This window comes from Pseudoalteromonas ostreae, from assembly GCF_018069805.1.
GTDB classification, from domain to species: domain Bacteria; phylum Pseudomonadota; class Gammaproteobacteria; order Enterobacterales; family Alteromonadaceae; genus Pseudoalteromonas; species Pseudoalteromonas ostreae.
Map to the genome: position 1 here is coordinate 195,365 of NZ_JAGPYN010000005.1, position 26,178 is coordinate 221,542.

Sequence of the window (26,178 nt, forward strand, 5' to 3'; positions counted from 1 at the left end):
AAGCAGTATGACAGGTAAAGAAATTAGCGACATTTTTGCCGCTTTTGATCCACAACTAAAGGTATTGAGTAATGAGCGGCTATTAAGCGGTTTAAGTAACGATAACTTTTTAGTGCGCACTGCACAGCAGGCTTTTTTATTAAAGTGCTATCGCGAGCATTGGCCAGTGCAGGGCTTAGCAGCACAAGCTGTATTTGCGCAGCAGCAGGTATGCCCTAAACCACTGTGGACTGATGAAGTTAACAAGATTGCTATTTTTGAATACCTAGAGGGTGATATTGCACAAGGGGGCTACACTTTAGAATTGTTGCAAAAGTTAATTGCTTTCCATCACCATAATGCTGTTACAGAGCCAATGGATATAAAATACGAGCTGGATTTTTATAAAAAAACTCGCTTATATCAGCAATATCAAGCAAGCATTGAGGATGCATTAAAGCAAATCGCGTTATTACCCCGTGATGAAGGTTTTTGCCATAATGATTTGGTAAAAGAAAACATTATTGTGAATAGCCAAGGCATGTTTTTAATTGATTTTGAGTACGCTAAAAGTAATGACGTATACTTCGATTTAGCAGCACTGACTGTTAGCTTTGCGTTGAATGATAAGCAAAAAAATAGCTTACTTTCAAACTACCAACAGCAATTGCCTGCTTTTCAAAAGTTTTACTATTCAGTAAAAAAACTTGAATGCTATCAGCTGGTGTTTTTAGTATTGTGTATTTGTTGGTATAGCGCACGTTCAGTCGATAATAAAGCGACTGAGTTACGTACGCAGTTGGATTGTTTGATTAGCTCAATGAAGCATCGTTAAAGACCACCAAAACGCGCCGCAAGTTCTTTATATTTTTCGACTTCATCAGCATCAAATAGTGGTTCTCCGTTTTCATCAACAGATTTCGATATTAATAAACTTTCCCGGGCAAGACGCTTTACACGTTCAACTTTAACCCCTAAAAACTCCGCTACTTGCTCGGTTGACATTAAACTCATAGATACTCCTCATGTTAAACCTTTTACAAACCGCCTTAAAAGTCGTTAAACGGGCATTTATATGTTGCAAAATGGTTAGTGATTTTTATTAAGTATAATTTAATAGCTGTTTTTTGCTTGCTTGTGAAGTAATTTATTATAATTTGCTGAATTAATAAGCATATAAGCGATAGAAGCTAGCATTTAATTGCATATGCCTTTATTATTGCTCGGCCTAAGCACTGATATCGCGAGTTGGTGTGGTGGCACAAATGTGCTCTCGTGGTGAAATGGATATCACGTGGCCCTCCGGAGGCTGAGTTGTAGGTTCGATCCCTACCGAGAGCGCCATTTGCAACAATGTCTAAGCTTTTCATCAAAGGCAATTAATAATAATTGTTCATTTTAATTTACTGCCTTTGCTCTCAATCACATACCTTTAGTACACATAATTTAAATAAACCCCTCTAAATCTTTAGAATTTAATACATTGCACAAGTTGTAAAACTGACAACTGGACTATACTCATAATTCATTGCCTTAGGGGGTTATTTTATGCACTACAGTACATTCGTATCATGTCCTTTTGTATACTAGAACAATTGAGCACAGTTGTTATTAGGCAATGCCTGTGAGTGTTGTGTTAAATGAGCTCTTTAGCAAAGGGTACTCTGGAGATTGAATGAATATTAAAACCCGTATTCTGGTGTTTGTCATTTTGTTTGAGATATTGGCTTATTCAACCCTACAGTTATTCAACACGCTAATTTACAAAGAATCTTTGGATGAATTTAAGCAAAATGAAATTCAGGCTGTGTTTAATGGCACTATTTCCCGTATCAATCATCTTACAGAACAAATGCAAGGTCATGCGATCGATCTGGCTCTAAGCGGTGAACAGTTATACTTTCTGCGTCATCAAAAATCTACTCCCATGGCTGATATCAAGGAACTGGCTCAGCGCACGTTACAAAACAAGTTTACTAGTTTTGAGCAAGCTATGGGCGGAGGGCTTTGGTATCAACCCCAGGTACTGGATGAGCAGTATCGTTATTTTGGCCCATATGTATATAAAGAAAATAAACAGCTGCAATTTACGTGGGATCTCAATACACCACAGTACGATTATTTTTCTCAGGATTGGTATCTGCTTGCTGTACAGCAAGGGTGGGGATTAAACCAATCCAGCTATCGTCCAATATTTTGGACTAACCCTTATTACGATGATGCAGGCTCATTCTCGTTGATGATGACTATAGATGCGGTGATGCTTGACGATAACCGCAGTCCGATTGGTATGGCGACGCTCGACTGGTCTTTAGCTGAGTTAAGTGAGTTTTTAGTCAGCATTAAAGTGACCGAAAATGCACAATCATTTTTATTTCACTGGGATTCAGAGTTAATTATTGGCTTTACCGACAAGCCTCAAACGGTACAGCAGTTGACCGATGACTTTCCTTGGGCGGCAACATTAGTAGCTCAAAGTCGGTTAAGTAAGGTCAATAGCTTTGGGTTTGAGCAGCTAGCAATTGAAGATAAGTATATTTTTTATCAGCTTAGTGAGAGCGGTTTTATCTTTGGCTCATTAGTTCCTAAAAATGATTTAAGTAAACAAGTTGATAAAGTGTCTTCTTGGGCTTTAATCACAGGCAGTGGCATAGGGCTTGGCTTTATTATACTGATGATTTTTATCCTCAAAGCTTTGTTTAGCCCTTTTGATCAGGTATTAAATATCATAAAAAGCTCTATTCGTTATGGTAGTAATAAGCAAGTTAATCTACTGCCAGTTGAGTATGCTAAACACAATGAGTTTACCCCAATTATTACTGCTTTAAATGATGTGTACTTACAAGTAAAAAGCTACGTCAGTGAGATTGAAGATGCGAATACCAAGTTGATGTCTTCACAGCAACAAGTAAAACAGTTAAATGCGGTACTTGAGCGTAAAGTGGCTCTGCGTACTGCTGAGCTTGAGACTAAGACCAAAGAAGCAACATTATCGCTGGAACAGCTAAAACGTACTCAGCAACAGTTAATTGAAAATGAAAAGCATGCGTCGTTAGGACGATTGGTTGCTGGAGTTGCTCATCAAATAAATACCCCATTGGGTATTTGCGTTACGGCTGCATCGGTATTGGAAAGCACCTCGAAAACCATTCATGGCAAAGCGGCTGAGGGTAACATGTCGAGAGAGGAGTTTAATCAGGCCTATGCTCATATAATACAAAGCACAGAGTTGTTGAGCGTGAATCTCCACAGAGCTACCAATTTAATCAATAACTTTAAACAAGTTGCGGTAGACAACGATACACAGGAAAATCGCTGGTTTTACTTAGGTGAGTATATCGATAATATTCTGCTGTCAATCCACTCACGTGTTGACCAAACGCCTCATAAAGTTAAATGCCAATACCAGCAAGAAATTCGTTTTTTTGCCTCACCAAGTGCATTCTCGCAAATTTTAGGGCAGCTAGTGGAAAATGCCTTAGTTTACGCTTTTGATGATTCAACGCCTGGGGAGGTGAACATTACAGTGAGTAAACATGATGAACAACTTCAGCTGATAATCAGCGATAATGGTAAAGGCATGCCAGAAGATGTCCGCAAGCAAGTATTTGACCCGTTCTTTTCTACGAATAACGCACAACTGAGCTTAGGTTTGGGGTTGCACATTGTTTATAATTTAGTAATACATAAACTAGCCGGTACGATAGAGTGCCAGAGTCAATTAGGTACTGGCACTACTTTTATTATTACTATACCAATCAATGAAGTTGAACAACCGTGAGTATTTTTAAAGCCACTTTTTATTTTTGAAGTAAACGCCGATGGCACCGGTGAGCACGACTAAAAATATAACAAAAAAACTAAATGCGTAAGGGCTCTCTGTACCAGGGATACCGCCTACATTTACGCCAAGTAAACCGGTTAAAAATCCTAGCGGTAAAAACAGTGCCGCAACTACCGACATCACATACATACGCTGATTTAATTGTTCAGAAACCTGATTAGTAATGGTTTGTTGAATAATTTGCGCACGTTCAATAGAGTTTTCTAACTCTTCAATAAAGCGGATCAGTAGATTGGTGGTTTCGTTTAACTTGGCTTTATCGTTTTCATTAAGCCAGCTGTATTTGTTTGTCATTAAAGTGCTTAGCGCTTCTTTTTGAGGTCTTAAATAGCGTTTTAAACCAATTGATTGACGGCGTAACTGCGATAGTCCTTGGTTATCAAAGCGTTTAGTCGGCTCGTCTATTTCATCTTCAAAAATATCGAGAGTGTCATCTAAGCCATCGATCACTCCTTGCATACGTGAGGTAAGGTTTTGTGTAAGTTGGCAAACCAATTCAGAAATACTACCTGGCCCGGTTTTTTCTTCCAGCGCAGCTAAAATATCTTGGACCGAAAGTAAACGACGTTTTCGGGTAGTGACCACTACATTTTCATTGATAAATAAACGAAGTGAGACCATGTCTTCAGGGCTTTGTGCAGGATTTAAATTTACACCACGTAAAAATAGCATGCAGCCGTTAGTGACTTTGGTGATGCGTGGCCGAGTTTCATCAGCTGTTAATGATGCAAGTTCATAGTCAGTCAACAATTCACGACTTTGTAGCCAATCTATGGCTTCAGTTTGGCTATAATCAAGATGAATCCACAATTTACCTTGCTCAGGCTGCCAGTTCTGTAGGTCTGCGCTGTTATCAATTATATGTGCACCGCCTTGTTCATCAAGTATAAGTGCGTGTAGTAAACCATTGAACATAGTAAATTCTCATTATTACTGTATGGTTATTATAGTTATCGATAAGACTATTTAGGTCAATCAATTCGGCTCATCGAGTAGATAAATTTATTTCACTGGTGTTTTTATTCGCGTAGCGTATAAGACAGTTTTTTATTAAAGGGCACATTTATGACGGCAAAGATAATTGTTGGTTGGCGTGAGTGGTTGAGTTTACCTGAGCTTGGCATTAATCAAATAAAGGCTAAGATTGATACAGGCGCACGTACGTCATGTATTCATGCCCTTAATATTGAAGAATATGAGCGAGAAGGCGAAAAGTGGGTTAAATTTATTGCTCAGCCTTTGCAAGAAGATGAGCACACTCAAATTGAGTGTGATGCTAAAGTAAAAAAGATGAAATATGTAACCAGCTCAAGTGGGCAGCGTGAGTTGCGGTATTTTATTGAGACTAAGCTCTGCGCTGGTGATAAAAGTTGGCCAATAGAAGTCACTTTGACCAGCCGAGCGAGTATGAAGTTTAGAATGTTATTAGGGCGCACAGCCATGGAAAATCGTATAGTCGTTGATCCGGCTTTATCTCATTTATTAGATAGTTAAGGTTTTAACTATGAAAATTGGTATTTTATCTCGTAACAAAAATTTATATTCAACGCGTCGTTTAATTGAAGCAGCTCAGCTGCGAGGTCATGAAGTGAAAGTGATCGATGCGTTGCGCTGTTACATGAACATTAACTCCGAGCAACCAGAGATCCATTATCGCGGCGAAAATTTAAAAGATTTTGATACCATAATTCCGCGTATTGGTGCTTCAGTTACTTTTTATGGTTGTGCGGTACTGCGTCAGTTTGAAATGATGAATGTATTTCCTGTTAATGAATCAGTTGCTATTTCACGTTCGCGAGATAAATTACGTTCGTTACAGTTGTTATCACGTAAAGGTGTTGGTATGCCGGTAACCGGCTTTGCCAGCAAGCCAGATGACGTTAAAGACTTACTAGAAATGGTTGGCGGTGTACCTGTAGTTATTAAGTTGTTAGAGGGTACCCAAGGGATTGGTGTGGTGTTAGCTGAAACACGTAAAGCAGCTGAGAGTGTTATTGAAGCCTTTATGGGCTTAAAAGCTAATATCATGGTACAAGAATATATTAAAGAAGCCGGAGGTGCAGATATCCGCTGTTTCGTACTTGGTGACAAAGTGATTGCCGCAATGAAGCGTCAAGCACAAGATGGCGAGTTCCGCTCTAATTTACACCGCGGTGGCAGTGCAACATTAGTGCGTATTACGCCAGAAGAACGAAAAACAGCAGTCGCTGCTGCTAAAGCTATGGGCTTGAATGTAGCTGGGGTTGATTTACTTCGCTCATCTCGTGGACCTTTGGTGATGGAAGTTAATTCTTCACCAGGTCTTGAAGGTATAGAAGTCGCAACAGGAAAAGATATTGCAGGTATGGTGATCGAATTTATCGAAAAAACCGCTGCAACCAAAAGGACCGCAACGCGTGGCAAAGGTTAGAATCAATAGTGCGTTTACTTTATTAGGTGAAACGGTGGGTGTCGGTGAGCGTAAAACGCTGGCCCTAGAAGCAGCTAAGCTGTATACCCATTCGCCGTTGAATATTCCAATAGAGGTAGTGAATGGAGTTCAAGCAGGGCCTGTTTTAATGGTCTGTGCGGCTATTCATGGTGATGAACTCAATGGCGTAGAGGTTGTACGCCAATTATTAGCAAAAATAGATGCTAGCCAGCTGCGCGGTACGCTAATTGCTGTGCCGATTGTGAACGTATTTGGTTTTATTCATAAATCACGTTATTTACCTGATCGCCGTGATATGAATCGCAGCTTTCCAGGTTCTATTCGTGGATCGCTTGCTGGACGTATGGCGCATATGTTCTTTTCGCAAGTGGCCATTCATTGTACGCATATTATTGATTTACATACTGGGGCAATACATCGCACCAATTTACCGCAAATTCGCGCAAATTTGAGTGATGAAGCAACGGCACAAATGGCGAATGCATTTGGTACACCAGCGGTTATTGATGCGTCACTTCGTAATGGCTCACTGCGAAGTGAGGCCGCGAACTTAGGTATTCCGGTGATCACCTACGAAGCTGGAGAAGCGCTGCGGTTTGATCCCATTGCAATTGCGGCAGGTATGCAGGGCGTTGATTATGTTATGCGTCATTTAAAAATGATCCGTGGCAAGCGCGCAAAAAAATTACCAGAGCCAATTATTGCCAGCTCTACCAGTTGGGTACGTGCTGAAGTCGATGGCATTGTACGTGCGCAAGTATCATTGGGTGAGCGAGTAATAAAAGGACAAATTTTAGCTTATATCAGTAGCCCGTTAGGTGATTCTGAGCTGGAATTATTAGCACCAAGAAGTGGTATAGTAATTGGTCAACAAACTATGCCATTGGTTAATGAAGGTGATGCAGTATTTCATTTAGCATATTTTGCTCACGCAAACAGCTTGGTAGAACAACAGCTTGAAACCTTTATTGATGAAATAAGTGATATTGAAGATGAGTTAAAAACAGCGGAATTAAATAATTAATTGCTGACTGTAACTGCTCAAAAAAGCCGTTTAAGGATACCCTTAAACGGCTTTTCGTTTATTGTAGCTTTTTAGGTCCAATAGTACGCTTAACCGCGATTGCTTTAGTCGGTTTCGGCTCTTTATTTAAAACCATCACCGGGCGAGTAACAAACAGGTTATTAGGGTAAATAACTCGGTGCCCATCAATATGTTCTAAAACTACATTCATCAAGCCCATCTCGACAATACGCCCTTCAACAAAGTTCGCGCCGTCAATGACTCTAACCCAATAACCAACGCGACAGTCATTTTGAATAAACATTAGCAAGAACGAGGTGAGATTGCTTAATAGCGACCAAGCTGCAAATAGGGCTACACCTAGCATGGCAAATAAGGATGAGCCAAGTACCAGTAACCCCCGCAATTCTATACCCCAAAAAACTAACACTAGGCACAGCATGACCAATGCGATAATAATTTTTAGTAATAGTTCAGCACGATATTTACGGTGAATATCGATTTTTCCCTTAATGGTTTTTTCGAGTAACTTTTTAGTCAGTTTTAATAGTACCGGAAAAAGTAATAGAGCGACCAAAGTGACGATAAGCTTATACTGGGTGTCAAGAATATCTAACAGTTCCACAATCAATCCAAGTGCGGTTTAGGAACAACTAGTTTAGCGTTTTTAGCACACTTTAAAAGGAGTTTTTTACAGTGATTAGCCACTGAAGAGAATCAACATCATCACTTTTATCAAGTGGTGCGGCGATATCTAAATGGATCACAGTACCTGCATTTGCTCTGCTTGGAGCGAGTCGTAATCCGATACCTATATTTTTCAATACTTGGCCATTTTTACCGTTATTTTGATCATTAAACCATGCGCGGCCGATATCAAAGAATGCAGCCCCACCGACTTTAAAAAGTTGTAGTAGGTCGTATTCCCAATAATAGCGTTTTTCTAGGTTAACTAAAAAGCTACGATCGCCTTGTTGATAGTCTAGCGGATAGCCACGTAAGCCATTTTCTCCGCCTAAGATAAGTTGTTTGTCGGGGGTTAGGTTTTTAGCATAGTCTAAGCGTATTTTGGCATACCACGATTGTTCAAAGCTGGTGTTTAAATAGTACTGCACCTGGGTACTTGCGAGTAAGTTTTCTACTTTGCTTTGTTGTTCGTTCCAATTCCCGTCTAGACTGGCAAGAAAGCGCCAGAGGGTATTATCGTCACTAAAATGAGCTTTTTTTGCATTAAATGAGTAAATAGCGCGGCTATCGTCATTACTTAACTCTTCGCTAGCATAGCCTAATAAACCTTGCACATTCCAACCAAGGTTTAAATCTTCAGTACGATAAATACTGTCAAAATTACGTACTTTTATATAGTGATCTTCAAACCAATGACTACTGATGTATGGATAGCTTAGCTCTCGTTTATCGGCCAATGGTGTGACAGTGTTTATAGTGCTTTCAAAAGCTTGTTGTTCATGGGTATAACCGACGCTAATGCGTTGAGTCCAATTATTTGCAAGCTGTTTTGAATGGCCAAAGTAAATCCGATTATAATCGGTTTTTTGGATAAATTGACTGGATACTTCACCACGTTTATAGAGAGATTCAATTCGTTGATCCGAAAAGCTCAATAGGCCATAGCTGTACGGTGTTTCAATAGAGTAAAAAGGGTAGCTAAGCTCGAGTAATTGGCGTTTGCCATCGTTGTTATCTGAATACTCTATACGGCCACGATAGCGGCTAGAAAGTATATTAGGATCATCATAAACGAATAGATAGCCACTGCGTTCGGCATCGGTGGTGCGAGCGAGTGACAAACGTTTACCCCAGCCAAATAAATTGGATTCGCGAAATCCAATGCTCGATTTATTTTCCCCACCACTGCGGCTAAAGTTAATTTCTGGTAGTAACGTCCATAGGTCGCGAGTGATCACCTTCACATCAATGTCGCCATCGCAGTTCGTTTGAGCTTTAATTCTTGCATCGTATAAATAACCTTGGCGGCGTAATATACGTTCTGATTCGGCGAGTTTCTTTGGCTCATAGTGCTCACCAGGTTCGAACAGTAAAATACTCTTTATAACATTTGGTTCTGTGGTTATATGAGCGCGATTAGCAAAGCGAAATAATGCGTTATTTTCTTCTTCTAAATTGGTATTGAAAACGTTGAGTTGTTCAAGCTCGATATGCGCGATTTTGGCATTATTAGTTTTTTCTGGTAGCTGTACATCAACATCAAGTTGGCGGCGCAGGTTTTTATCAGTTGGTGTTATTATGCGCTGATTACTGCAACTTTGCTGCCCGTCATCAAGCGATTGCGCTAAGCCATAAGGTGAATAGAGCAAGGTGCAACAGCTAAATAATAAAATTGCATAAGCGTTATTGGCAACCATTGAAATCCTTAATTATGGGTTTTTAGCGTTTACCCACTACACACTAAGTTAATGTATAAGTCTACCTCATTGTTGCAATAGTGTAAGAAAATAGTGCACTAAAGCTGCTAATAAATGCTCAGCTTCAATGCCTTCACCATTAATCCAAACGCTGTTACTGTAGTGTTCAAAGTTTAAATTAAAGCTTTGCTGTGCATACGTAAAGCGGCATTGGTGGCGGTCAGCACCGCTGGCAAATTCGCTAATGCTGATCTCGGGCGCATGCAGAAATAAATGCGCCCATAATTCAAAGTCATCATCATTAGGCATTTCGCTTGGGCTAATAATGATTGCATTATGGCGGGTGTCTAAGTGAAATTCAGTCATGCTGTTACTCTGTTTTTAAGAAGCCGCTAAATAGTTGCGAATAGCTTGCAAAAAGGGGCTGCCGTATTTATTGAGTTTAGTAAAGCCAACCCCTGACACTTTGAGAAATTCACTGTCATTGGTTGGCATCAGTTGCGCCATTTCTGCGAGCGTTTTATCGTTAAATACCACATATGGTGGCACATCATCGGCATCGGCAAGCTCTTTACGTAAGGCACGTAGTTTTGCAAATAGCTTTTTATCGTAATTAAACTGAGCAAGCTTGTCTTGGTATACGTGCTTAGCTTGCAGGCGAGGTTCTGCCATTTGTAGCGCGTATTGACCTTTCAAAATAGCGCGAGCACCTTCGGTTAAACGCAGTGTTGAGCCTTGGGTGATATCTTGACTTAGTAAGCCTTGGTGAATAAGTTGGCGTAAAATACTGAGCCAAAATTCACTACTGTGATCTTTACCGATGCCATAAGTGCTGAGTTGGTGGTGATTGTTATCCCTAATGCGGCTGGTATTTGCCCCACGCAGTAGCTCAACAATGTAGCCTAGACCAAAACGCTGTTCGGCGCGATACACACACGAAAGGGCCTGTTGTGCCACTAAAGTACCATCAAAACTTTTTGGTGGATTTAGGCAAATATCGCAGTTGCCGCATGGTTCGCGTTGATATTCACTAAAGTAGTTAAGAAGTATTTGTCGACGGCATGTTTGTGCTTCTGCGAAGCTGGCCATAGCATTAAAACGTTGCTCTTCGACACGACGACGATGTTCATCTTCAATGTCTTCAAAAAAGCGCCTAACACGGCCAATATCAGCCGGATCAAAATACATAATAGCTTCAGCAGCTAGGCCATCACGGCCAGCACGGCCTGTTTCTTGATAGTAAGATTCAATACTTTTTGGAATATCATAATGCAGTACAAAGCGGACATTGGGTTTATTGATGCCCATGCCAAAGGCAACAGTAGCGACTACTATTTGAATATCGTCACGGGCAAAACCGGTTTGTACAAATTGGCGTTGCTCGTTACTCATACCTGCATGGTAAGCCGCTGCGTTCATTCCAGCGTCAGCGATCTTTTCAGCTATTTCATCAACTCGTTTTCGACTGGTGCAATAAATAATACCACTTTGATTTTGTTGTTCTTTTAAGTAGCGAAGTAATTGCGCTAGCGGTTTGAATTTTTCTTCAATGGTGTAACGAATATTTGGTCGGTCGAAACTGCCTGTGTGTATATAGGGGGCATTTAAACCAAGCTGCTGGACAATATCAAACCGCGTGGCTTTATCAGCTGTCGCTGTAAGCGCCATCATAGGGATACCTGCAAAGCGTTGTTTTAGTTCGCTTAAACGGCAGTAGTGAGGGCGAAAATCATGACCCCAATGTGATACGCAATGGGCTTCATCAATCGCAAATAAGCTAATATTGAGGTGGTTTAAGCGCTCTTTAAATTCATGTTGCAGCACTTTTTCAGGTGCAACATACAGTAATTTTATCAAACCCTTATGTAGTTGTTGATATATTTGCTGCTGTTCGTCGCGGTTTAAACTGTTATTGATATAAGCCGCTTTCACCCCGAGCGCTTGTAATTGCGAGACTTGATCTTGCATAAGGGAAATTAATGGTGAAATAACGACGGTAAGACCGCTTAAGGCAAGTGCGGGCACTTGGTAGCATACTGATTTGCCGCCGCCAGTTGGCAGTAAGACTAGCGAATCTTGGCCGTTAAGGGCTGCATTGATCACCGTTTCTTGGCCATCACGAAATTCGCTATAACCAAACACTTGTTTGAGTATAGCTGCGGGACTGCGCACTACGGTGCTTGCTGTGGGGGTTGGTGTGTTCATCGCGGACATTTTAGAGCTTTTAGACGACCTTGCATAGGTGCTTTTTATCGCACTTTCTTTTTAGTTGTGCTTTACTCATCTTACCAGTTATAAAGTTACGGATAATAATAATGAATAAAGCCCAATTAATTGACCAAGTTGCTAAAGTTTTTGTAGAGCAAATGCCGTTTAATCAGTTTTTACAAATAAGTGTTAAATCACTTGATGCTGAACAGGCGAAAATAAGCTTTCCTTGGCAAGATGTCTTTATTGGTAATCCCGCTCAAAAAATCCTCCATGGTGGGGTGATCTCTGCGGTACTTGACAATGTGGGGGGGATGCTTGCTGCTGCCGCGATGATAGATAAGCTCACAGAGCTTAATATAATTAGTATTCAAACCAAGCTAGCGACACTCGGTACTATCGATTTACGCACTGATTACTTGCGCCCAGGCAAAGGGCTTGAATTTACCGCTAGTGCTAAGCTAATTCGCTCAGGTAACAAAGTGTGTGTATGTCGGATGGAGCTCCACAACGAACAAGGCATTCAAATAGCTTTTGGCACGGCAACTTATTTAGTTGGCTAAAGTGCAGCTGACAGGTAAACTGGTTACCTTTCATCTACTTCAGAAAAAATATATGCCAACTAATCCTGAACAGCGTAAAGGTGTTATCTTAGCCTGCATGGCTTTTTTTATGTGGGGCTTAGCGCCTATTTATTTTAAATTATTACAGCACATATCAGCTTTTGAAATATTGATGCATCGTGTTGTTTGGTCTGTATTATTCATTGTTATCATTGTTGCCGTACTAAAGCAGTGGCATAAAGTACAGCATGTGCTTAAACATCCTAAACTCATTGCAATGCTGGTGATTACGGCCACCTTACTTGGTTTTAACTGGGGGCTGTTTATTTGGGCGGTTAATAATGGTCATATGCTTGATGCAAGTCTTGGTTATTATATCAATCCGTTATTAAACGTATTGTTAGGCATGCTTTTTTTAAGTGAAAAACTACGAAAATGGCAAGCGCTAGCGGTTGCTTTGGCGCTATGTGGTGTAGTGATCCAAGTTATTAGTTTTGGCTCATTTCCAGTAGTTGCACTTTCATTAGCAGGGTCATTTGCTGTGTATGGCTTACTTCGCAAAAAGTTACCGATTGAATCGTTGCCGGGGTTGCTACTTGAGGCATTAATATTATTGCCAGTTGCTTTAGTATATTGGTGGTTAATGACGCCATCGAACAGTTCAGACTTCGCTGCGAATAATTGGCATACTAATATATTGTTGATCAGTGCAGGCGTTATCACCACATTGCCATTACTGTGCTTTACTGGTGCAGCCAAGCGGTTGCAATATACTACCTTAGGGTTTTTCCAATATATTGGGCCAAGTTTAATGTTTGTGTTGGCAGTGGTATTTTATGGTGAAGTATTTAGTGCTGAACGAATAGTGACATTTGCCTGTATCTGGGGGGCGTTGGCTATTTTTAGTTGGGACTCCTATCGGCAGTCGCAAAAACGTAAGCGGCTAACTGTCGCTTCCCCAGCAAAATCAGTTTAACTCATTACACAGTTACGGCCATTTTGTTTGGCATCGTACAGTTTAATATCGGCCTGTTTTAATAATTGATCAATTTGATAAACAGGCTCGTGTGCGCAACCAATAGAGAGCGTAAATTGAATTTTTTCTTTGCTAAATTCAGGGCTATTGAGCTCAACAAAGTGACGAAAATTATCCAAACGTTTCAATACTTCATCTTTATTTGTATTATTAAAATACACAGCAAACTCTTCACCACCTAAACGAGCCGCCAACTCTTTTGTAAAGTATTTTGCAAAACAAATAGAAAGCCCTTTCAGTACTTCATCACCAGCGTCGTGGCCATAGGTATCATTTATTGCTTTGAAATGGTCAATATCAAGCATCGCCAAAGAGGGGGTTAGCTCTTTTGTCTGCATTTTCTTTAATGATTTTATGGTTTCTTCAAAGAAGTAGCGACGATTAGGTAGTTTGGTTAAATAGTCGGTGTTCGCTTGCAAGCGAATGGTGGCAATTTGTTCCAGCATGTCAACGTTTTGGCTCAAACGGCAATAAAACTCTTCGTTATTAAACGGCTTACGCAAATAGTCGTTTGCGCCATTTTTTAAAAAACGCGCCGAAAGGTGTGCTGCATTAGAGCCGGAAATACCGATTATTGCTTTTTCTTCATTGTTGTATAAACGACGAATTTCACCACATAACTCAACCCCATTCATGTTTGGCATTTCGTTATCTGCAATTATAATGGCTATATCGGGGGTTTGATCAAGCACAGCAAGTGCTTCAATGCCATCACTGGCTTGTAGTGTTTGATATTTGTGGCGTTTAAGTAAGCTACATATATGCAGGCGTGCAGATAATGAGTCATCGACGACTAATACTTTAACGTTTTCGTTGCGAGGCAAGCGCTGTAGTTGCTTTTCTAAATAATGGTAGGCTTGCTTGTTTTCTTTGGTGATGTAATCAATGACCGGGTGTTTTTCGACTATATCGCGGGTGTTTGCATCTATATTGCCGGTCATTACTATGGTAGGAATTTGCGCTTCAATAGTGCAGGGAATAGCCTCTCCTTGTGGTGCGTCAGGTAGAATAAAATCTACTACAGCGCAAAAATAGTTATTATTACTAATTAACTCTTTTGCTTGCGCTAAGGAAGCGGCTATATCTGCATCATAGCCAACCTTAATTGCAATGTGTTTTTGCACTCTCGCTATAGTTGGCGTATCTTCAATGATGAGTATTTTTCGTGTCACGTAACACCTTGTTTTGGCATTGCCAAATTTATTTAATTACACAAGTTGTAACTGTTAAAACACGAAAAAGCAAATAACATCATTATTTTTATAGGCTATCAGACTCCGAATAGTAGTCTGGGTTTTGTGGTGCAGGGCTTGAAATTTTAGAACGCCCAAACAGAGTATGAAACTTTGCTTTACAGGTCGTCAGTTTTAGGTATTTAATCCACGCACGCTCAATTGCGTTGGTTGGCGCTTGGCTGCCAGAGACAACGGCATAAAATTGTTCTTGAATTTCATTTTGTGGTTCAAGGGTTTTATTATATAACCCTTTTAGAACAACACCGTGTTGTTCAAGGATACTGGCTTCTAGTAAGGTAAAATTACCGCAGCGGCCGAATCCGCGCGGAAAGTTTTGATCATCATAAAACTGACGTTGGCTTACAAATGCTTGGCGAAGTAGTGAAATATCATTGCTCATGGCTGTTTCCTCATACCCTATTTTCAAGCTGGAGTATGGATCAAGTTGGGCAATTTATTAAACAAAAAATTTTTATCGTGAGGATAAATAATTGGATATAGATTTATTGAAAACCTTTGTTGAAGTGGTACGTACTCGCCACTTTGGTAAAGCGGCTGAAAACCTTTACATTACACAGTCTGCGGTGAGTTTTCGAATTCGTCAATTAGAACAAGGACTAGGGGTTAATTTATTTATCCGCCAACGTAATAACATCCAATTGACAGCCCCAGGCGAGCGCTTATTACCCCATGCGCAAATGATTATTACAGGTATGCAACGAGCTAAAGTTGATGTTGCTCTTGCTGATAATATGCATAAGCAAATCTGTTTAGCGGGGACCCCTAATATTTGGGATGCTTTTTTACAGTTTGGTATCACTAATATTGTTTCAGCAATGCCTGGAGTATCGCTGGTGGCTGAAGTAAAAGCACAGCAAGAAAGCACACGGTTATTGTTAGAGCGCACCTTAGATCTGGCGATTTTATTTGACCCACCAAAAGTGGATGAATTAGTGGTTGAACGTATTTGCACTTTACCAATTATTCCTATTAGTGCATTTGCAGGAGCTGCGAATGAAAATTTTTTTGATAATCAATATGTCTATGTTGACTGGGGGACTACCTTCTCACTTTGGCACGCACGGCAATTTACTAGCCACACGCCTCCGTACTTTCGCACCAGTACAGGGCGCATTGCATTAGATTTGATACTACAATGTGGAGGGAGTGCATTTATTCCTGAAGTTTTAGCGAAAAGCCATCTAGATAAAGGGGAGTTACATCGAGTGTCTGATGTGGAACATACTTCTCGGGATATTTTTGTCGCTTATCACAGAGATAATGAACAAAAGCCTTTGCTTGAGACGTTGGTTAATTTATTACTGAAATTAACGCCAACAATAAGCAGTGAATTTAGTGCCAAGTAAGCTGTATGACATTTTTGTGTTTATTTTATGTCTTTTACTCTTCTTTTTTATGAATAATATGAGGCAAAAATATTTCCGTTGTAATATTTTTGTCATTTATTGCAGGCAAAATGCAGCGAATTAAAAATTAGTCTGTTGCGTTTATTGAGGAAATAATATGAAATTTGCAAAGTCGAGCCTATTACTAGCACTGTTAAGTGGTTTATCTTTTTCTGCATTTGCTGATGTTGATGTGTATGGTAAAGCAAATATCTCTGTGCAATCTTCGGATGACGGTGAAGGGTCATTCAGCGAAATTAAAAGTAATGCATCGCGAATCGGTTTTAAAGGCTCTGAAAACATTAGTGATGGCCTAGAAGCTATTTATAAGTTCGAATTTCAAGTTAATGTTTCAGATGATTCAAAAGACACGTTTACGTCACGTAATCAATACGTCGGTTTAAAAGGTGGATTTGGTCAAGTTGTGCTTGGTCGTAATGATACTGCTTTAAAGCAATCGCAAGGTAAGCTTGATTTATTTAATGACCTTGAAGGCGATATTAAAAATTTATTCAAAGGTGAAAACCGTCTTAGTGATACGCTAACGTATTCATCAAAGGATTTAAGCGGTTTTAAAGTGCTTGCAACTTACGTTGCTGAAAAAGAGAGTGAAGGCGATAACGGTTATTCTTTAGCACTTACTTATGGCGATGCTGGGCTGAAGAAGAGTAACGTTTATGCATCAATTGCTGCCGACAGTGAAGTCAATGGTTATGATGTTGTACGCGCTACCGTGCAAGGTAAAGTGGCTGATATTAAACTAGGTGCAATGTACCAAAGCCAAGAAAAAGTGGATGGTAGCGGTGATGCCGATGGTTATTTAGTTAATGCGGCTTATACCCTTGATAGTAATACATTTAAAGTTCAATACCAGATAATGGATTTTGATGCGGGTGATAAAAAATCAGCTATCTCTGCTGGTGTTGATCACTCATTGAGCAAAAACACTACGCTATTTGCCTTCTACACTAATTTTGATATGGACAGCAATGTTGATCAAGATTACTTAGGTGTTGGCATGGAATACAAGTTTTAGTCTTTAGACTGTTGAAAAAGCCTTACTTATTACAGTAAGGCTTTTTACTATTAAGCTTGTGCATACACTGATTTACCAGCGAGCCAGCGATTGATCAGTTGCTCTACTTGTTCAGGATACTGGCGGAGCATTTGTAGTGCGATAGGTCTGACTAAGTTGAGTGTGTGCTTATCTCTGGTTAAGTCAGCAATTTTAAATTCCGCTAAACCTGTTTGTTTAGTGCCGAGCACTTCACCTGGGCCACGAATTTCCAAATCACGTTCAGCAATTACAAAACCGTCATTGCTATCTCTTAGAACAGCCAAACGTTTTTGTGCAGTATGAGACAGCGGTGCATGGTATAAAAGCACACAATGGGATGCGATTGCACCACGACCAACTCGACCACGTAACTGATGTAATTGTGCAAGGCCAAGCCGTTCAGGATTCTCAATGATGATCAAACTGGCATTTGGCACATCTACACCGACTTCAATGACCGTTGTCGCCACTAATATATGAATGTTTCCAGCTTTGAACTCGCTCATAATGGCTTGCTTTTCTGCTGCTTTCATACGGCCATGAACTAATCCTATAGTTAACTCTGGCAGTGCATGAGTTAATTGCAGTGCGCTATCTTCTGCTGCTTGGCATTGCAATGCTTCCGATTCATCAATTAAGGTGCATACCCAATATACTTGACGACCTTGCTCGGTACAGGCTGTTTTTACCCGAGCAATAATTTCATCACGACGCGTATCAGGTAGTGCAATGGTCTTAATTGGGGTACGTCCTGGTGGCAACTCATCAATCACGGACGTTTCTAAATCGGCATAAGCTGTCATCGCCAGTGTACGTGGGATCGGTGTTGCTGTCATAACCAGTTGATGGGGATAGCAATCACCAAAACGGCCTTTTTCTCGTAGCGATAAGCGCTGGTGGACGCCAAAGCGGTGTTGTTCGTCAATAATAATAAGCACTAGGTTATTAAATGTTACTTGTTCTTGAAATAACGCATGAGTCCCAACAATCATTTGCGCTTCACCTGATGCTATTTTTTCAAGCGTTGCGCTGCGTTCTTTCCCTTTGGTTTTACCACCGAGCCATGCTGTAGTGATGCCTAAAGCTGTAAACCAATTTTCGAAAGTAATGCCATGCTGTTCTGACAGAATTTCGGTGGGTGCCATTAATGCTACTTGATAGCCTTGTGCGATGGCCGTTAGGGCGCTTAGTGCCGCAACCAAGGTTTTACCTGAGCCAACATCGCCTTGTACTAAGCGCATCATTGGATAAGGAGATTGCAAATCGTTTTTTATTTCAGCGACGACTTTGTTTTGCGCGTTAGTGGGAGCAAAGGGGAGCTGCGCTAAAAAATCATGCTCCAGATGATTAATAGGGTTCAGAGCAACCGCTTTTACTTGCTGTCCTTGTTGACGTAATTTTAATAAGCTTAAATTTTGCGCCAGTAACTCTTCAAACACTAAACGTTGTTGCGCCGGGTGCAGGCCTTGCTCTAATGCGGTGATGTCTACATCATTAGCGGGGCGATGTAAAAGTAGCAGTGCCTGAGTTAAATCCATACCTGCGTGCTGAAATTGCACTGGCAATAACTCTTCTACCTGATATTTTTCAAGTAATGCAATCGCCTGATCACTTAATGCACGGATCGACAGTTGTTTTAACCCTTCCGTTGTCGAGTAAACAGGCGTTAGTGTGGTTGCTGTTGGTTGTTCGCTTAGTGTATCGCTAAGGCTGTATTCAGGATGAGTCATTTCATAACCCACTCTGCCACGACGTACCTCGCCAAAACAGCGGATCACCTTGCCGCTACTTAAGGTATTCTTTTGTGCGGCAGTAAAATTAAAAAATCGCAGGGTAAGTCGTCCAGTACCATCGTTAACTTGGCAAACGAGCATTTTACGTTTACCAAAGGTAATTTGGCTGGTTTCTATAGTGGCTTCAATACTGACATGACTATGCACAGCTAAATCACTGATTGCATAAATACGGGTGCGGTCTTCATATCGAAGCGGTAGATGAAAGAGCATATCTTGCACTGTGCAAATGCCGAGTTTTTTTAGCCGCTCGGCCATTTTTGGACCAACGCCTTTGAGGTCACTGATTGGGTAGCGGCTTAAAGTTGGCTTTGACACTATACGCTCAAATCTTTCATTTTTAGATACTTTTTAGTTTACGTGCGAACAGGCCTGCCATCAAGCATGTTTTAATTTGTGCCAAAACTCATCATCAGCGATGATTTCACCATTTTCATCGAGGGCTGGATAGGGTTGCGATTTTTCTTTGCATTTTTGTGCAATGATTGGATGGCAGCCTTCAAATAGCATCTTATGTTTTATGCTCTCATCCAGCATAGTGCGCTCATATAAGCCAGCTTGCAGGCGTTGGTTTTGTGCTTCAAATAATATCAGTGCAGCGGCCACTGACACGTTCAGAGACTGCGCCATGCCTTGCATTGGAATAATAATGTTTTTATCTGCGTGGGCAAGTGCTTGTGGTGATATGCCGGTTTTTTCTTGGCCGACAATAATGGCTGTTGGCAGAGTATAATCAATCTCACGGTAGTCAACCGCATCAGGACATAAGTTAGTGGCGAGTATTTGTACTTGCGGATTATGCTGGCGCATCATAGCCACAGCGCTGTTGATATCTTTATGTAAGTGAGTTGCGATCCAATTTTTACTGCCTCCAGAGGTATTATTGGTGAGCCATTTTTGGTTTTGTGGCCATACTGCATGAACATTATGGCAACCTACAGCATCAGCGCTGCGAACAATTGCAGACAAGTTATGGTGTTTGTGCACATCTTCTAAGCACACGGTTAAATCTGTTTGACGACGATCTAGTACGTGTTTAATGCGATGATAGCGAGTGTTTTCCATTTTTAGCCTTGTCTGAACTCATAAAATTGCCGCTATTATACGGGAATTACCGTCTCAAGGCATTACTGAGCGGCTAATTGGGTTTTGCAGTGATATTAGCGTTTCGGTTGACTGAATGGCTTCGATAGCTTGAATTTTATTGATCAATACATCTTGTAAATGATCAATTGAACGGGTCATTACCTTAATAAAAATACTGTAGTTTCCGGTTGTGTAATAAGCCTCAACGACTTCTTCAAGTTCCTTTAGATGCAATAAGGTTTGTGGGTAGTCTCGAGCATTATTGAGGTTGATGCCAATAAAACAACATACATCGTAGCCTAACTGCTTGGCATTGACGCTAACTTGGGTGCCTGTAATGATCCCCGCTTGTTTCATTTTTTCAATCCGTACATGAATTGTACCTGCGCTAACGGCGAACCGTTTGGCTAATTCTGCATAGGCTGTGCGGGCATTATCCATTAATGCGTGGAGGATCTGTTTATCAAGATTATCGATTTGATAATTTTCCATATAAATATCATCTTTAAATTATTGAATCATCATTTTTTATACCACTAAATTAATCAAATTAATATGATAAAGGTGTTTTTGTTATTGGTTATTGAATTAAAGTTCAAAATGATTGAGGATTACTTTAACGACATGGTTGCTCATAGTGCAATCATGCATTTATGCAAGTAACAATAACTGGGAATGAGGCCAATTATTATGAGTTCACACTTTGTCCAGCAACAGCTGCAAATTAGTAAAGTTAAACAGTATTTTTCACACCAGCTAGAACAACAGCTAGGGTTAATTGAAGTACAAGCACCTATTTTGGCTAAAGTAGGTGATGGTATTCAAGATAACCTAAGTGGCACTGAAAATGCGGTTGCGGTAAAAGTTAAAACTATTCCAGCGAGTCAATTTGAAGTGGTTCACTCGCTTGCCAAGTGGAAGCGAAAAACGTTAGCTGAGTATGGTTTTGCAGTCGGCGAGGGGCTATACACGCATATGAAAGCATTGCGCCCGGATGAAGAGTCATTAAGTCCCATCCATTCTGTTTTTGTTGATCAATGGGATTGGGAGAAAGTAATTTGTGCCAGTTCTGAGCGCTCTCTTGATAAGTTAAAAGAAACAGTTCAAGCCTTGTATAAAGGCTTAAAAGCAACTGAGCAATTTGTTGCTGATGAATTTGGTATATCACCATTTCTACCTGCTGATATTACTTTTGTACACAGTGAGCAGTTACGTCAAATGTACCCTGATTTTACCGCCAAGCAGCGCGAAAAAGCGATTACACAAGAATATGGTGCGGTGTTTTTGATAGGCATTGGTGGGGCATTAGCCGATGGTAAAATTCATGATGTACGCGCACCTGACTACGATGATTGGTCGACTCAGACCTGCGAGCAATACAGTGGCTTAAATGGTGATATTTTACTGTGGAACCCTGTGCTTGAAGATGCTTTTGAAATTTCATCAATGGGTATTCGCGTATCACCAGAAGCATTAGTTGCGCAGCTGGCAATTACCGGGGATGAAGCACGTTTAAAATTTGATTGGCATAAGCAACTACTAGCTAAACAATTACCACAAACAATCGGTGGTGGGATTGGTCAATCTCGATTAGCGATGTTGTTATTACAAAAACCTCACATCGGTCAAGTACAAGTAAGTGTATGGCCGGAGGAGTTAAAACAACAAGTGGCTGGTATTTTATAACGTAGACGAGAGAATAGAGACTATCAGCTGTTAGTCTCTACCTGCTTGCGATCAACTGGTTTTAAATTCAATCTCTATTTTTCCTTCTTGCAGTTTTACGTTACAAGGAGGATAGCTGCGATTAGTTTTTAATACTTTATCGAAAATATGAATTTCGACCCCAGAATGCAACTTTTTATTGACCGCTAAATTAGCGTTATTAAGTAGTTCATAGAGACTTTGTTCTAGTGTTGTTAAGCGTTTTTCTAGTTGCTCTGCTTGTTGGCAATAATGTTGCTGAGTTGCCCCAATTTTAGCGAGCAATAGTTTTTTCTTATCTAAATCTTTTACTAAATCGGCCTTTTCTAGGGTTGCTTGCAGGGTGTCTAATTGTTCATCTGTTTTAGCTAATTCTTTAAGACATTCATCGGTTTCAGTGGTAACAGATTTTCCTGATGCTACCATGTTTATGAGCATTTTAGCGCCCGATTCATTACCAATTTCACCAGCGATAATCATTCCTGCATCCAGGATCTCACCACCAAATAACTTCCCTTGTGGATTGTCTGCTTGGCCTATCTGTAAAAGCTTAGTCGCTTTCATTGCGCAGTGGCTAGCTTGGCGTTCAATAAAAATATTATTACCTTCAAGGTAGCTATATTGGGCGTGAGATAAATGAATATCACCGTTACAAATAATTTTGCACGAAAGCGTTTTATCATCTAGCTGGTGGCCAATCACACCTTGTTTAATGGTGATATTACCTTGCGCTGTCAGTTCTCCAGATTCAACTGTCCCCATCACAGTTATATCGCCTTTGGCGGTTACTTTCATACCTGGTTCTATATTGTGGGTAACAATAATGCTGCCATCAAAGTTTATATGGCCGCTTTTAACAGTGACATCGGCAATAGTAAAAATATCATCAACGCGCATGCCATTTTGAATTTCGACCGGCACGCCCGCAATACTTGAGATTAATTCAAGAGGATTGGTTTTTGATATTTCACTGCCCTCACCGGCAACTAGCGGGCTACTTTCTCCTGCTTTTGCCGGAAGGACATCGCCTTTTACGGTAAAGCCCTCTTTACCAGGGGTTGCGGGTTGCTGTCGAACTAACAATGTGCCGGGTTCGACACTGGCTAATTTGCCAAAATCACGCATATCAACAGTGCCATCTTCGCGCAATTTAGGGGTGTGCAAACGCTCTTTTAAAGTTAGTACTTGAGGGAGTAATTTTGATGATTTACCGTCTTCTGGTAAGCGACCTTTAGCGAGAATACCTTTAACAGTAGTGCCTGCGGGTAATTCAAATTGTTTTTGTAGCAGCTGCTCTAAAAAAGCTTGTTTGTAACCTCGAGCAACCCCAGCTTTGATTAGCTGTTGCTTAGCTTGAGCAAGGGCTAAAACTTTACCACCTTGTGCGAGTGTGAGTTCGCCTGTTGCTAACATTTTATCATCACTGAGTGTAACAGTTAATGTGGCGTCATGCTTACTGGCAACCACTAAACTACGTTCGCTACTAGGCTCTTTAAAAAAAGCACTGATAGCATCATAGTCTATGCGACATTCACAGAATGTTGATTTTTCTAGAGCCTCAATAACAAATGCGGCACTAGGCGGCGAATGTTCTATCACATCGAGTAGTACATTACCGTTATGAGCAAGCTTAAACACGGATCATCCTTTTACAACACTTAAGTTAAAGGTTTTTATAATTATACAGGGATAGAGTGCTAGAGATTTGAATAACTGTCAAGAAAATCGGCGAAAAGGGAACTGATGAGTTAATACACCTAAGTATAAATACTTAGGTGTATTGCTGTAAGCTTAATTTGTTGAAGGCAATTCCATAATACCATCAATCTCAACTTGCACATTTTTTGGTAATGCGCGTACGCCAATCGCAGCTCGGGCAGGATAAGGTGCTTTGAAGTATTGACTCATTACTTCATTTACCGTCGCAAAGTTAGATAGATCAGTTAAATAGATATTAACTTTTACTAAATCTTGAATGCTACCACCGGCTTCTTCACATACCGCACTAATATTTTTAAATACTTGATGTGTTTGTTCCGCGAAATCTTCAGAGATCACTTCCATCGTTGCGGGGACTAATGGAATTTGACCAGATAAGTAAACTGCTGTACCAACTTTTACTGCTTGGCTGTAAGTGCCGATGGCAGCAGGTGCTAGATCCGTAGAAATAAATGCTTTATTCATGATTTTCCTATGTTATTTTTTACGATAGACTTTTTGCACATCAGGCATTACGCGAATGCGACGCATGATATTAGCAACGTGGACACGGTTTTTAACAGTGACTCCTAAATCTATCACGTATAAATTGCTTTCTTTTTCATCAGTGGCAATTTCCACTATGTTTGCTTGGGTTGTAGCAATTACATTGGTTAGTTTTGCGAGTGCGCCTTGGTGGTTTATGATTTCCACACGCAGTGATGCAATATATTCTTTTTCAGGGTTATCATCCCATTTTACAACCAAATATTTGGAGCGTTCAGTTTCCCAGCCGCGAATATTTTTACATTCTTGACGGTGAACTGTGATGCCTTTACCTTGGCTTATATGTGCGGTGATAGCATCCCCTGGCACTGGTCGACAACATTTAGAATAGTTAACTAGCATACCCTCAGTACCAATAATGGTCGCTTTAGCATTTTTAGCCATATCGCTTAAATCATCATTGTCACTTTGTAATAGGCGGCGTGCGATCAACATACTCATTAAATTACCACAGCCAATTTCAACCAATAACTCTAATACAGTATTAAGCTCATGCTCTTCAAGTACACGGTTGATATTTTCTGCTGGCAAGTCATCAAACTTCGTTTCACCCAAAGCTGAATCGAGTAATCGACGGCCTAGCAGTAAAGCCTCTTCATGATGCTGACTTTTCAGGTAGTTACGGATGCCTAAACGAGCTTTACCAGTAACAATAAAGTTGAGCCAAGTCGCATTTGGATGTGCACCAGAGCTAGTAATAACTTCAACTGTTTGCCCTGTATCGAGTGCTTTATTTAACGGATGAGGTTTACGGTTAACACGTGCACCTACACAGGTATTACCTACATCGGTATGGACCGCGTATGCAAAATCAACGGCGGTTGCACCCATAGGTAACTCAACTATGCGGCCATCAGGAGTAAACACGTAAATTTCTTCTGGGAATAGCTCTGTTTTAACGTTTTCAACAAATTCAAATGATGAGCCTGCGCTTTGTTGTAATTCCAACAAACTTTGCATCCACTGGCGTGCACGTTGTTGTGCAGTGTGGCCTGCGTTATCACCTGATTTTTTATACATCCAATGAGCTGCCACCCCTTTATCTGCCATGTGGTCCATATCGTGAGTACGAATTTGGATCTCCACCGGAATACCATGTGGGCCAACCAATGAGGTATGTAACGATTGATAGCCATTAGTTTTTGGCACTGCGATATAATCTTTAAAGCGTGTTTCAATAGGCTTATATAAATTATGTGCAACCCCTAATACGCGATAACAGGTGTCCATTGATTCAACGGCAATCCTAAAAGCGTAAATATCCATCACTTCATTAAACAGTAACTCTTTATTCAGCATTTTTTTGTAGATGCTATATAAGTGTTTTTCACGCCCTGAAACGGTGGCTTTAATGCCAGCCTCTTCAAGTCGAGCGGTTATTTCTGTTTGGATATTCGAAATGACTTCTTTACGATTACCGCGTGCTTTAGCGACTTCTGATTTTAAAGCGCGATGACGCATAGGATAGAGCGCTTGAAAGCCTAAATCCTCTAATTCATTCTTGATATCGTGAATACCTAAGCGATTAGCAATAGGTGCATAAATCTCTAATGTTTCACGTGCAATACGGCGGCGTTTATCAGGGCGTAGTGCACCTAGCGTGCGCATATTGTGTGTACGATCAGCAAGTTTGATTAAAATAACCCGAATATCTTGGGTCATCGCCATAATCATTTTTCGATAGTTTTCAGCTTGGAATTCTTTTTTATCTTTAAAGCTGAGCTTATCAAGTTTGCTTACGCCCTCAACTAATTCTGCGACTGTATCGCCAAAAATTTCGGCTAAATCTTGTTGGCTAAAGTCGGTGTCTTCAATCACATCATGCATTAATGCAGCCATTAACGTTTCGTGATCTAAATGCATACCAGCCAGAATTTGGCTTACTTCAACAGGGTGAGTAATGTAAGGTTCGCCACTTGAGCGAGTTTGACCCTCATGGGCCTCTCGGGCTACCACATAGGCTTTTTGTACCAGCTCTACATCAGCAGCAGGTAAGTATTCTGATATTTTCTTTTTTAGACCTTCAAAAAGATACATTCACACTCCAATGTTCTCGTGAAGCAAATAGGTAACGGTATGTTAAGAATATACGATGAAAAGAAGGGATTGCCAACGGCTAGAATAGAAATACTATACCGTTGGCTAAATCAGACAAGGAAGTCA

The 26,178-nt window shown here is 40.5% G+C and carries 24 protein-coding genes and 1 tRNA gene; 11 read left to right on the plus strand and 14 right to left on the minus strand.

Going from position 1 to position 26,178, the window contains the following annotated elements; translation table 11 throughout:
- The first annotated feature begins 7 nt into the window (after positions 1-7).
- Positions 8-814, plus strand: a complete 807-nt coding sequence (locus J7338_RS06055) for a phosphotransferase (protein WP_210796202.1) — start codon at positions 8-10, stop codon at positions 812-814.
- Here the strand turns inward: J7338_RS06055 and J7338_RS06060 are convergent.
- Positions 811-993 carry a MerR family transcriptional regulator gene (locus J7338_RS06060; RefSeq protein WP_210796203.1) on the minus strand — a complete coding sequence of 61 codons (183 nt, stop codon included), beginning with the start codon at positions 991-993 and terminating at the stop codon, positions 811-813. The genes J7338_RS06055 and J7338_RS06060 overlap by 4 nt on opposite strands.
- Positions 994-1,248: 255 nt before the next feature.
- Between J7338_RS06060 and J7338_RS06065 the strand changes: the two genes are divergently transcribed.
- Positions 1,249-1,323, plus strand: a tRNA-Arg gene (locus J7338_RS06065).
- Between the two features lie 331 nt (positions 1,324-1,654).
- The gene (locus J7338_RS06070; RefSeq protein WP_210796204.1) at positions 1,655-3,760 is read left to right on the plus strand and encodes a sensor histidine kinase; all 2,106 of its coding nucleotides are present in this window, start codon (positions 1,655-1,657) and stop codon (positions 3,758-3,760) included.
- Positions 3,761-3,766: 6 nt separating this feature from the next.
- On the opposite strand, the gene J7338_RS06075 is transcribed toward J7338_RS06070, so the two are convergent.
- Positions 3,767-4,738: a zinc transporter ZntB gene (locus tag J7338_RS06075; RefSeq protein ID WP_210796205.1), complete on the minus strand. Its 972-nt coding sequence runs from the start codon at positions 4,736-4,738 to the stop codon at positions 3,767-3,769.
- A 150-nt stretch (positions 4,739-4,888) separates the two neighbouring features.
- Here J7338_RS06075 and J7338_RS06080 point away from each other — a divergent pair, with 150 nt between their 5' ends.
- Genes J7338_RS06080 through J7338_RS06090 form a run of 3 tightly spaced genes read left to right on the plus strand, consistent with a single transcriptional unit; the run spans position 4,889 to position 7,278 of the window.
- Positions 4,889-5,317 carry an ATP-dependent zinc protease family protein gene (locus tag J7338_RS06080; protein WP_145237042.1) on the plus strand — a complete coding sequence of 143 codons (429 nt, stop codon included), beginning with the start codon at positions 4,889-4,891 and terminating at the stop codon, positions 5,315-5,317.
- Positions 5,318-5,327: 10 nt separating this feature from the next.
- A complete protein-coding gene (rimK, locus tag J7338_RS06085; protein ID WP_210796206.1) occupies positions 5,328-6,233 on the plus strand; it encodes a 30S ribosomal protein S6--L-glutamate ligase in 906 nt (301 codons plus the stop codon).
- A complete protein-coding gene (locus tag J7338_RS06090; protein ID WP_210796207.1) occupies positions 6,220-7,278 on the plus strand; it encodes a succinylglutamate desuccinylase/aspartoacylase family protein in 1,059 nt (352 codons plus the stop codon). Before rimK ends, J7338_RS06090 begins: the two co-directional genes overlap by 14 nt.
- Before the next feature lie 58 nt (positions 7,279-7,336).
- Here the strand turns inward: J7338_RS06090 and J7338_RS06095 are convergent, their stop codons facing one another.
- From J7338_RS06095 to recQ, 4 genes are all read right to left on the minus strand, one after another.
- Positions 7,337-7,903 carry a mechanosensitive ion channel domain-containing protein gene (locus J7338_RS06095; RefSeq protein WP_210796208.1) on the minus strand — a complete coding sequence of 189 codons (567 nt, stop codon included), beginning with the start codon at positions 7,901-7,903 and terminating at the stop codon, positions 7,337-7,339.
- A 52-nt stretch (positions 7,904-7,955) separates the two neighbouring features.
- Entirely contained in the window at positions 7,956-9,662 is a 1,707-nt protein-coding gene (locus J7338_RS06100; RefSeq protein ID WP_210796209.1) for a POTRA domain-containing protein, read from the minus strand.
- Between the two features lie 66 nt (positions 9,663-9,728).
- Positions 9,729-10,028 carry a DUF3630 family protein gene (locus J7338_RS06105; protein WP_210796210.1) on the minus strand — a complete coding sequence of 100 codons (300 nt, stop codon included), beginning with the start codon at positions 10,026-10,028 and terminating at the stop codon, positions 9,729-9,731.
- Between the two features lie 15 nt (positions 10,029-10,043).
- Positions 10,044-11,867, minus strand: coding sequence for a DNA helicase RecQ (gene recQ, locus J7338_RS06110; RefSeq protein ID WP_210796211.1), 1,824 nt, complete (start codon positions 11,865-11,867; stop codon positions 10,044-10,046).
- 110 nt (positions 11,868-11,977) lie between these two features.
- Between recQ and J7338_RS06115 the strand changes: the two genes are divergently transcribed.
- Positions 11,978-12,433, plus strand: a complete 456-nt coding sequence (locus tag J7338_RS06115; protein WP_210796212.1) for a thioesterase family protein — start codon at positions 11,978-11,980, stop codon at positions 12,431-12,433.
- A gap of 52 nt (positions 12,434-12,485) precedes the next feature.
- Positions 12,486-13,409 (plus strand): EamA family transporter RarD, encoded by a 924-nt coding sequence (rarD, locus tag J7338_RS06120; RefSeq protein ID WP_210796213.1) that lies wholly within the window; start codon positions 12,486-12,488, stop codon positions 13,407-13,409.
- On the opposite strand, the gene J7338_RS06125 is transcribed toward rarD, so the two are convergent.
- Positions 13,406-14,641 (minus strand): response regulator, encoded by a 1,236-nt coding sequence (locus J7338_RS06125; protein WP_210796214.1) that lies wholly within the window; start codon positions 14,639-14,641, stop codon positions 13,406-13,408. The two genes, rarD and J7338_RS06125, sit on opposite strands and share 4 nt — an antisense overlap.
- Before the next feature lie 88 nt (positions 14,642-14,729).
- Positions 14,730-15,104 (minus strand): MaoP family protein, encoded by a 375-nt coding sequence (locus J7338_RS06130; protein WP_210796215.1) that lies wholly within the window; start codon positions 15,102-15,104, stop codon positions 14,730-14,732.
- Between the two features lie 91 nt (positions 15,105-15,195).
- Between J7338_RS06130 and J7338_RS06135 the strand changes: the two genes are divergently transcribed.
- Positions 15,196-16,071, plus strand: a complete 876-nt coding sequence (locus J7338_RS06135) for a LysR family transcriptional regulator (protein WP_210796216.1) — start codon at positions 15,196-15,198, stop codon at positions 16,069-16,071.
- A 157-nt stretch (positions 16,072-16,228) separates the two neighbouring features.
- Positions 16,229-17,146 carry a porin gene (locus J7338_RS06140; protein WP_210796217.1) on the plus strand — a complete coding sequence of 306 codons (918 nt, stop codon included), beginning with the start codon at positions 16,229-16,231 and terminating at the stop codon, positions 17,144-17,146.
- A 50-nt stretch (positions 17,147-17,196) separates the two neighbouring features.
- Here the strand turns inward: J7338_RS06140 and recG are convergent, their stop codons facing one another.
- From recG to asnC, 3 genes are read right to left on the minus strand one after another with little or no spacing between them, the layout of a single operon-like run.
- Positions 17,197-19,278 carry an ATP-dependent DNA helicase RecG gene (gene recG, locus J7338_RS06145; protein WP_210796218.1) on the minus strand — a complete coding sequence of 694 codons (2,082 nt, stop codon included), beginning with the start codon at positions 19,276-19,278 and terminating at the stop codon, positions 17,197-17,199.
- 60 nt (positions 19,279-19,338) lie between these two features.
- Entirely contained in the window at positions 19,339-20,025 is a 687-nt protein-coding gene (gene trmH, locus J7338_RS06150; RefSeq protein ID WP_210796219.1) for a tRNA (guanosine(18)-2'-O)-methyltransferase TrmH, read from the minus strand.
- A 54-nt stretch (positions 20,026-20,079) separates the two neighbouring features.
- Positions 20,080-20,538, minus strand: coding sequence for a transcriptional regulator AsnC (gene asnC, locus J7338_RS06155; protein ID WP_145237092.1), 459 nt, complete (start codon positions 20,536-20,538; stop codon positions 20,080-20,082).
- Positions 20,539-20,736: 198 nt separating this feature from the next.
- On the opposite strand from asnC, the gene asnA reads away from it, so the two are divergent.
- Positions 20,737-21,732: an aspartate--ammonia ligase gene (gene asnA, locus J7338_RS06160; protein ID WP_210796220.1), complete on the plus strand. Its 996-nt coding sequence runs from the start codon at positions 20,737-20,739 to the stop codon at positions 21,730-21,732.
- Between the two features lie 51 nt (positions 21,733-21,783).
- Here asnA and J7338_RS06165 read toward each other — a convergent pair whose 3' ends face one another.
- The 3 genes from J7338_RS06165 to spoT all read right to left on the minus strand — a co-directional run bounded on the left by J7338_RS06165 (position 21,784) and on the right by spoT (position 26,052).
- The gene (locus J7338_RS06165) at positions 21,784-23,388 is read right to left on the minus strand and encodes a DUF342 domain-containing protein (protein WP_210796221.1); all 1,605 of its coding nucleotides are present in this window, start codon (positions 23,386-23,388) and stop codon (positions 21,784-21,786) included.
- Between the two features lie 153 nt (positions 23,389-23,541).
- Positions 23,542-23,934 carry a RidA family protein gene (locus J7338_RS06170; RefSeq protein WP_210796222.1) on the minus strand — a complete coding sequence of 131 codons (393 nt, stop codon included), beginning with the start codon at positions 23,932-23,934 and terminating at the stop codon, positions 23,542-23,544.
- Between the two features lie 12 nt (positions 23,935-23,946).
- Positions 23,947-26,052, minus strand: a complete 2,106-nt coding sequence (spoT, locus tag J7338_RS06175; protein ID WP_210796223.1) for a bifunctional GTP diphosphokinase/guanosine-3',5'-bis pyrophosphate 3'-pyrophosphohydrolase — start codon at positions 26,050-26,052, stop codon at positions 23,947-23,949.
- Positions 26,053-26,178: the final 126 nt, after the last annotated feature.

What these genes read in the sequence shown, in the direction of transcription:
- J7338_RS06100 (WP_210796209.1), bottom strand. Translation starts at nt 9,662, where the DNA reads ATGGTTGCCAATAACGCTTATGCAATTTTATTATTTAGCTGTTGCACC.
- J7338_RS06170 (WP_210796222.1), bottom strand. Translation starts at nt 23,934, where the DNA reads ATGAATAAAGCATTTATTTCTACGGATCTAGCACCTGCTGCCATCGGC.
- rarD (WP_210796213.1), top strand. Translation starts at nt 12,486, where the DNA reads ATGCCAACTAATCCTGAACAGCGTAAAGGTGTTATCTTAGCCTGCATG.
- spoT (WP_210796223.1), bottom strand. Translation starts at nt 26,052, where the DNA reads ATGTATCTTTTTGAAGGTCTAAAAAAGAAAATATCAGAATACTTACCT.
- J7338_RS06080 (WP_145237042.1), top strand. Translation starts at nt 4,889, where the DNA reads ATGACGGCAAAGATAATTGTTGGTTGGCGTGAGTGGTTGAGTTTACCT.
- J7338_RS06055 (WP_210796202.1), top strand. Translation starts at nt 8, where the DNA reads ATGACAGGTAAAGAAATTAGCGACATTTTTGCCGCTTTTGATCCACAA.
- asnC (WP_145237092.1), bottom strand. Translation starts at nt 20,538, where the DNA reads ATGGAAAATTATCAAATCGATAATCTTGATAAACAGATCCTCCACGCA.
- J7338_RS06105 (WP_210796210.1), bottom strand. Translation starts at nt 10,028, where the DNA reads ATGACTGAATTTCACTTAGACACCCGCCATAATGCAATCATTATTAGC.
- trmH (WP_210796219.1), bottom strand. Translation starts at nt 20,025, where the DNA reads ATGGAAAACACTCGCTATCATCGCATTAAACACGTACTAGATCGTCGT.
- J7338_RS06115 (WP_210796212.1), top strand. Translation starts at nt 11,978, where the DNA reads ATGAATAAAGCCCAATTAATTGACCAAGTTGCTAAAGTTTTTGTAGAG.
- recQ (WP_210796211.1), bottom strand. Translation starts at nt 11,867, where the DNA reads ATGAACACACCAACCCCCACAGCAAGCACCGTAGTGCGCAGTCCCGCA.
- J7338_RS06070 (WP_210796204.1), top strand. Translation starts at nt 1,655, where the DNA reads ATGAATATTAAAACCCGTATTCTGGTGTTTGTCATTTTGTTTGAGATA.
- rimK (WP_210796206.1), top strand. Translation starts at nt 5,328, where the DNA reads ATGAAAATTGGTATTTTATCTCGTAACAAAAATTTATATTCAACGCGT.
- J7338_RS06060 (WP_210796203.1), bottom strand. Translation starts at nt 993, where the DNA reads ATGAGTTTAATGTCAACCGAGCAAGTAGCGGAGTTTTTAGGGGTTAAA.
- asnA (WP_210796220.1), top strand. Translation starts at nt 20,737, where the DNA reads ATGAGTTCACACTTTGTCCAGCAACAGCTGCAAATTAGTAAAGTTAAA.
- J7338_RS06130 (WP_210796215.1), bottom strand. Translation starts at nt 15,104, where the DNA reads ATGAGCAATGATATTTCACTACTTCGCCAAGCATTTGTAAGCCAACGT.
- J7338_RS06140 (WP_210796217.1), top strand. Translation starts at nt 16,229, where the DNA reads ATGAAATTTGCAAAGTCGAGCCTATTACTAGCACTGTTAAGTGGTTTA.
- J7338_RS06075 (WP_210796205.1), bottom strand. Translation starts at nt 4,738, where the DNA reads ATGTTCAATGGTTTACTACACGCACTTATACTTGATGAACAAGGCGGT.